The organism is Acidisphaera sp. S103, from assembly GCF_009765975.1.
In the GTDB taxonomy this organism is placed as follows: Bacteria; Pseudomonadota; Alphaproteobacteria; order Acetobacterales; family Acetobacteraceae; genus Rhodopila.
On sequence record NZ_LMUJ01000032.1, the window covers coordinates 340,285 to 347,670 of the forward strand.

At 64.7% G+C, this 7,386-nt stretch carries 6 protein-coding genes; 2 read left to right on the forward strand and 4 right to left on the reverse strand.

Translation table 11 applies throughout. The features are described 5' to 3' along the window. Positions 1-212: 212 nt before the first annotated feature. On the forward strand, positions 213-737 hold the full coding sequence (locus GSQ89_RS07585) for a hypothetical protein (protein ID WP_158923585.1): 525 nt from the start codon (positions 213-215) through the stop codon (positions 735-737). Positions 738-947: 210 nt separating this feature from the next. Here the strand turns inward: GSQ89_RS07585 and GSQ89_RS07590 are convergent, their stop codons facing one another. From GSQ89_RS07590 to GSQ89_RS07605, 4 genes are all read right to left on the reverse strand, one after another. Further along, complete coding sequence (locus GSQ89_RS07590; protein ID WP_158923587.1) at positions 948-1,286, reverse strand: EthD domain-containing protein; 339 nt, start codon at positions 1,284-1,286, stop codon at positions 948-950. A 17-nt stretch (positions 1,287-1,303) separates the two neighbouring features. Next, positions 1,304-3,319 (reverse strand): alpha/beta hydrolase domain-containing protein, encoded by a 2,016-nt coding sequence (locus GSQ89_RS07595; protein ID WP_158923589.1) that lies wholly within the window; start codon positions 3,317-3,319, stop codon positions 1,304-1,306. 234 nt (positions 3,320-3,553) lie between these two features. Beyond that, on the reverse strand, positions 3,554-4,822 hold the full coding sequence (locus GSQ89_RS07600) for an MFS transporter (protein ID WP_158923591.1): 1,269 nt from the start codon (positions 4,820-4,822) through the stop codon (positions 3,554-3,556). After that, positions 4,822-5,781: a D-2-hydroxyacid dehydrogenase family protein gene (locus GSQ89_RS07605; RefSeq protein WP_158923593.1), complete on the reverse strand. Its 960-nt coding sequence runs from the start codon at positions 5,779-5,781 to the stop codon at positions 4,822-4,824. Before GSQ89_RS07605 ends, GSQ89_RS07600 begins: the two co-directional genes overlap by 1 nt. 96 nt (positions 5,782-5,877) lie before the next feature. Here GSQ89_RS07605 and GSQ89_RS07610 point away from each other — a divergent pair, with 96 nt between their 5' ends. Then, a complete protein-coding gene (locus GSQ89_RS07610) occupies positions 5,878-7,134 on the forward strand; it encodes an MFS transporter (protein WP_158923596.1) in 1,257 nt (418 codons plus the stop codon). The last annotated feature ends 252 nt before the right edge of the window (positions 7,135-7,386 follow it).

Sequence of the window (7,386 nt, forward strand, 5' to 3'; positions counted from 1 at the left end):
AGCAAAACGGCGGCTGCATCATTGTCGGACCCGGCAATGTCGACCCCTATGCCGACCATGCCGATGCGATTCTGGCCCTGGCGGACCATTTTGGCATCACACTCGATCGCGGCAGTTGCTACCCTTACCGTCGGTAGAGCATGATCTTTCCTGATCGCGGTTCGACCGGATAAATCATACTCTGAAACAGGCTTCCGTTGGAGGATACTATCATGGCCATCACGTTGGAGACGTTCGCCACAGACTGCCACGCCGCCCTCAAGTCCCAGCCCGGCACCGCCGGCCGGGAGCAGGTGCGCAAGCTGGTGGAGCAGGCGCTGCACGACAAGGATTTCGTCGCGACCTATATCCCGCCCGGCACGCCGGAGCGGCAGGTGCTGTATGAGGACGCCGAACTCGGGTTTGCCATCCTGGCGCATGGCTATGTCGGGCCGAAGGGCAGCAAGCCGCACGATCATGGCCCGTCGTGGGCGATCTACGGCCAGGCCGCCGGCGAGACGATCATGACGGCGTGGGACCTGGTCGAGCGCCCCACCGATGCGGCGCCGGGCAAGGCCAAATTCAACCACGACTACGTGATGAAGCCAGGCGATGCCTATCTTTACGACGTGGGCGTGCTGCACTCGCCGGAGCGGAAGGGCGACACCCGCCTGCTGCGGATCGAGGGGCTGAACATGGCGAAGGTGAAACGCTTCCCGTACGAGGCGGTGACAGTCAGCCAGGCTGCGGCGGAATAGCGGGGCATCGGGGGCGGCGCGCCGTCCCACCCCGTCATAGCGGGCGAAGGCCCGCTATCCACGCCTTCTTCGAGACCGCCATCGCAAGGCGTGGATGGCGGACCAAGCCCGCCATGACGATCGGTACTCGCCAACCGCGCCGGTAGCCCGGACGAACCGCGCACACGCAACACCGTCATGGCCGGCGCAGGCCGGCCGTCCACGCCTTCATCAGGCCTGCGGAATGATCTGCCGTTCCTCGATCACGAACGTCTTGATCTGACCGATGAACAGCGCCCCATCGTCCGTCAGTATCTTCATCTCTGGTGACGCGGCGGCGCGGGCGGCGGTTTCTGCATCGTCGTACCAAAGTTCAGCGATGCCATCGACCTGCACATCGGTCTCCGGGATATCGGGCCGCGTGCGCGTGCCGGTGATATGCGACTGGACATAGCGACGGATGCCCGGCACAGCCAACGCGAGCGGGCCGTGAATGTCATACCAGTGACGCACGAATTCCTCATGCGTGATGCCGTCCTTGCGGGTGAGCAGGCCCAGGACCTTGATCATTTTGTTTCCTTCCTCTGTCAGAGTTCGACGGCGTGGCGCGCCGGGTTCCACCGTTCCGCCGCTTTCGCGCAGCGCTCGACGTCTTCCTCCAGCATCAGGCCGGCGGTGACCAGTTTCTGCGCCGCCTCGGTGATCGCGGCGACATAGGCCTGCCAATCCGGGTAGCGTTCCAGGATCGACCGGCGCGGATCGCCGATGACGCTGCGTTCGGACGGCGTGTTGGGGAAGGGGATGTAGCTGCCCTCGAACTTCCATTGCACGCCGTAACCCTGGCCGCGCATGCGCGGGTTCCATCCGGTGTATGTGCCCAGCGGCGCCTGGACCATGGGTGCCCTGACACCCGGGACGTCGTTGCCATCGGCATCGACCGAGGGCACCAACACGGTATATCGTAACCCCGGCCCGCCGTCGGGGTCGTTACGGCCGTGCACGATAACCGGCGGTTCACGCAGGATGCCCTTGTCGGCATCGGGACCAAAGTCCAGCAACGGCAGGGCATTGGGTTCGGCCAGCGGCATGACGCTGGGGATCGCGGGAAACTGCCGCCGCCAACGCGCATATTCGACCAGGGTACCATCCGCCCGCGTCGGGATCTGGCTGTCCGGCGGCTTCGTCCCATGCGACGCCCATGCATCCATCGCATCCAGCATCGCTCTGAACAGCATCGATGTCGCAACTGTGTTCGAAAAATTCTGTCCAATCCCTTTCGGCGGTGCCTTCAGCAGCGGGTTGGCGGAATGCTGGGAGCTGGACCAGCAATAGACCCGCACCGTCTCTGGCTGAGGCAGGTCGTGGCCGGCGGTGTCGGTATGGACCAGGGACCCGCGCCGCACCCAGTATTCTGTTGCGGTCTGGGTATGGAACACCAGCGGATCGGTCTCCGGCCGTTTCAGGATGGCATCTTCCTTGCCGGTCAGGTGATCGACGGACTGCGCGTAGCTGAACGGGAAGGAGTCCGCGATATTGAAATGATCCTCGTATTGCTGGCCGCCGGATACGATCGGGCTGGCGAAACGGTGATTGAGCCATTTGCGCCCCGCCCCGGCGACATGCGGCATGACGCCGTCGAACACGCGCCGACCCTCGGCATCGGCGTTGTAGCCGCGATAGACGAAGTCGCGCAGGCAGCGTCCGGTCTGCGAACGCCCCCAACCATACGCCATGCGCGCGCCGGCCAGCGGGTTGCCAGCGCTGGTGTCGTATTTCAGGAAACTGACGAAATCGCGCACCGCGAGATGACCGAGGCCCATCAATTTCGGATCGCGCGCGGTATAGATCAGCTCGTAGATCCAGCCGGGCTGGAAGCCGGATTTGTAATGAATGAAATTATCGGCGGGTGTGAACGCGCTTTCGGCTCCACCTGACTCCGCGCCGGCGCCATGGATCTCCAGCGCGAAATCCCACTCCGACGGCGGAATGTTTTCCGGCGGATCATAGGGGTAGCGACGCCTGGTCAGGGTGGCGAATGCCTTGGACACGGCGGGATAGGACCAGGCGGCAATGCGGCCGCTGAGCGGCATGCTGCCGGTCCAGGACGCGTCGACAATGATCTCCGACCGGACGCGACCGGTGATCGGCTGGCCGTTGTCGGTGGCGATCGGAACGTCCAGCACCATGCGGCCGTCGCCGGGCAGGATATCGCCCTCCCAAGCCAGGAATGCGACGGCATAGCCGCGGCGCATCAGGTAACCGTTGCCGGCATGATCCAGGGTCAGCGGATCGTTGCTGTGCGGCGCGTCGTTGAAGAATTGCAGCGCGCGTTTGTGGCCCCGGTTGCCATAGTCGAAGAACACCCGCCGGTTGCCGCCGTTCAGCGGCCGCAGGATCATGACATCGGCCTCGAACCGGACCCGGCCGTTTGTGTCGCGCGGCGCCTTGTCGATGTCCACCACATCCGCCTGCGCCGGTGCCAACGGGTCGACCGCGAACAACACGCGGCCCGTCAGGCGTTCATATGCTCCGGCGTCGCCGAATGCGTGACCGCCGGCGAACGGACGCCTGTGGTCGATACGGATTTCGAGCGTGCTGGCCATGCGCGGTGCCTCCAGAGACTAAGGCCAGTCTGCGCGACGGATGGCGGCGGTTCAAGCGACCGCCATTCGCGGCGGCACACCATGTGCGGCGATGACCGTTAAGACGCGACGCCAAGACACCAAGAACCGCCAAGGGAGACTGTTACAGCGACATCGGCCCCGAAGCATCGGTATGTCCACAAGCACGCGTTCTTGGCGTTTCACCTTTTCTTCGATCATATCCCGGAACGACAATCACTCCCGCGGCACAAACAGCCGCAGTGCCACGGCCAGGACGGCGGACAGCAGCAGGAACCCCGCCATCCCGATCAGCCCGGCGGAGAACGATCCGGTCGCGCTTTTCAACCAGCCGACAGCCGCCGGTCCGACAAATCCACCGATGGTGCCTATGGAATTTATGAACGCCAACCCACCGGCCGCCGCCACCCCGGTCAAAAACCGCGCCGGCACCGTCCAGAACACCGCTCGGGCCGCGGTGATGCCGACCAACGCCACGGTCAGCCAGAAAAACGAAAGCCAGAATTCAGCGAACACGACGGACAGCACAAGCCCGACGGTGGCCAGGCCGCAGGTCAGGATCAGGTTGCCGATGCGCTTGCCGCTGCGATCGACGATGCCGGCCCAGACCAGCATCGCGATGGACGCGATGATGTAGGGGCCGGCGGAGACAAAACCAACCGTCAGGTTGTCGTGGAAATGCGTCTTGATAATCTGTGGCAGCCAGATGCCGACGCCATAGGAACCCGTTGTGAACCCGAACTGGATCAGCGCCAGGATCAGCACGCGCGGGTCCTTCAGCGCGGTCCACAGATGCGACACCGGCTTGTGTCGTGGTTCGGCGGCGATCTGAGCTTGCACCGCGGTTTTTTCCTCCGGCGTTAGCCACGATGCGGTGGCCGGGCTGTCCGCGAGAGCCCACAGCACGACAAACCCCAGCACGATGGTGGGCAGGCCCTCGATGATGAACATCCATTGCCAGCCCGCGAGGCCGCCGATCTGGTCAAGCCCCAGCAGCGCACCCGAAACGGGGCCGCCTACGACCGAGGAAACCGGAACCCCCAACAGCAGGATCGCCAGCATGCGGGCGCGATATTCGGCGGGAAACCATTGCGACAACAGGAAGGCGATGCCGGGGAAAAACCCCGCCTCCGTCACGCCGAGGAGGAAGCGTATCGAATAGAAGCTGGCCGGACCCTGGATCAGCGCACACCCCGCGGCGACGAAGCCCCAGGTGATCATGATGCGCGCGATCCATTTCCTGGCACCGAAACGGTAGAGCGCCAGGTTGCTAGGGATTTCGAAGGTGCAATAACCCAGCGACAGGATGCCCGCACCGACACCGAACTGCGCGGCGCTGAGACCCAACTGGTGGTTCATCTGCAACGCGGCGAAGCCGATATTGCCGCGATCGAGGTAGTTCAAGATGTAACTGACGGTCAGCAGCGGCATCAGCCGCCAGATGATTTTTCGAAACGCGGTTTGCGCGATCGTCTCCGCGGCCATCAGCGCGCGCCCGCCAGGCGCATTGGCGTGCCCTGGGCGTAGGCCACGATCTGTTCGAAGCATTCGCGGAAATACAGCTCGAAATTGTCCCACTCCGCCCAGCCGAGATGGGGGACGCACAAGACATTGGGCATCGACAGGAACGGATGGTTGCCGTTGGTGATCGGCTCCTTCTCATACACATCCACAGCGGCATAGCCGGGCCGCCCCGCCTGCAATCCAGCCAGCAGCGCCCCCGGCTGGATCAGTTCCGCTCGGGATGTGTTGACCAGCAGCGAGGTCGGTTTCATCCGCGCCAGGTCACCCGGCCCGACGATGCCGCGCGTATCCGGACGCAGGCGGACATGCAGCGACAGCACGTCGGACCGCTCGAACAGGTCTGCCTTGCTGGCGGCGAAATCATACCCTGCCTCTTTCGCCTTGCGGGCCGACGTTTCCTGCCCCCAGGCCAGGACGTTCATGCCCATGCCGGCACCGGCCTTGGCGACGATCGATCCGATGGCGCCCAAGCCGAAGATGCCCAGCGTGCTGCCGGCCAGGCGGTGCGACAGCGTGCAGGGCCATTCGCCGCGGCGCATCCGTTCCGCCTCCAGCGCGATGTTGCGGCGGGCGGCGACGATCAGCGCGACGGTCAGTTCCGCCGGCGCGGTCGGCGAATTGCTGGCGCCGGTGGACACCAGCACGTTGTGGTCCTTGCACGCGGCATAGTCGATGGTCGTGGCCGCCCGCCCGACCAGCGCGATCAGGCGCAGGTTGGGCAGGCGCTCGATCAGCGTTCGGGAAAAATTCACACGTTCGCGGATCGCGACGATCACCTCGGCGGGACGCAGGCGCTCGACCAGCTCGTCCAGGTCGGCGGCGGGCTCGCGGTAGCGAACCACATCATGGCCGGCCAGCAAAGCGAAGCAGGACAGCCGGTCGACGACGTCCTGATAGTCGTCCGGGATAATGATTTTCATGGCGGTTCCTCGACAGGCGGGTTTTGTACCACAGGGACCGAATGGGGGCCACGGCCGCCCTTTCCATCCGCCGCCGTTCCGGTAGCATCCACGCGGATGACAGAAACGCCGGATCATAACCCCCCGACGATCAGAGCAAGCGACTCCGGCTGGCAGCGCACGCTGTGGGCGATGGTCGGCATCCAGTTCATCATGACGGCCTCGATCAGCTTCCTCAGCCCCATCATCCCGCTGATGCTGCCGCAACTGGGGGTCAACACCACCGAGGGGGTCGATCTGTGGGCCGGCATCATCACCGGGTCCACGTCGTTCGTGGCAGCGTTCGCCTCGCCGATCTGGGGCCGGGTCGCGGACAAGCACGGAAGGAAGCTGTCGCTGGTGCGGTCCAGCCTGGCTATCGGCGTTTTCACCGCGGTGATGGGCCTGGCCACCAATGTCTGGTGGTTTTTCGGGGCACGAGCGGTGATGGGGGCGTTCGCTGGGTTTTCGTCGTCGGCGATTGCCCTGGTGGCCAGCCAGGTGCCGGAGCGCCGGCTGGGCTACGCGCTGGGCTGGCTGAGCACCGGCCAACTGGTCGGATCGCTGTTCGGCCCAGTGCTGGGCGGCCTTTTGGCCGACGCGACCGGCAGTTACCGGGTGCCGTTCTTCTGCACGGGTGCGATCACGCTGGCGGCGCTGGCCCTGGTCTGGGCGATCGTGCATGAGGATTTCACGCCGCCGACGAATACCCGTCGGTCGAAATCGCTGTTTCCCGACTTGCGGCTGCTGACCGGGACAGCCGGGTTGTCGGCATTGTTCCTGGTGTTGCTGATGGCGCAGTTCAGCGTTCGGACGGTACAGCCGGTGGTGACCCTGTTCGTGCAGGACCTGGTCGGGTCGCCGCCGGAAATCGCCACGCTGTCCGGGATCGCGTTTTCGGTGACGGGTCTGGCCGACCTGGTGTCGTCTCCGTTCCTGGGCAAGCGCAGTGACATCATTGGGTATCGCAAGGTGCTGCTGATCTGCCTGCTGGGCGCCACGTTGACCAGCGCGCCTCAGATCTTCGTCGGCAGCTACTGGGCTTTTGTGGCGGAGCGGTTCGCCGTCGGGCTGTTCATCGGCGGCATCCTGCCGACGGCGAACGCGCTGATCGGCCGCAGCGTGTCACGGGAGAACCGTGGCACGATCTACGGGATGACGGCGTCGGCGACGTTCCTGGGCAACTCGCTGGGCCCGCTGACCGGCGGCGGCGTCGCGGCCCTGCTGGGGATCCGCTGGGTGTTCGTAGTGACGACGGTGCTGCTGGCGGCGAACCTGGTGTGGGTGTGGTTCACGGTGCCGGAACTGAAGGAACAGCCGGTGGTGGTGGAGTAGGGGGCGATCGTCATTCTCTCCCCGTCATGGCCCGGCGGCGTCAGGATAGCCATGTGGGGGAAGAAAGGTCAGGCCGGCCGGCACGCTCTCAGCGTCATGGCCGGACGTGTTCCGGCCATCTTCGCACTGACGGACGAAGCGCGGATGGCCGGGACACGCCCACGGCTGTCTGGCACGATTTTTGAGTCCTGAACGCAATATTTCGCTGTACAAGCCGCACGGTATTGATTCTACTCAGCTTCCGACGTTTGG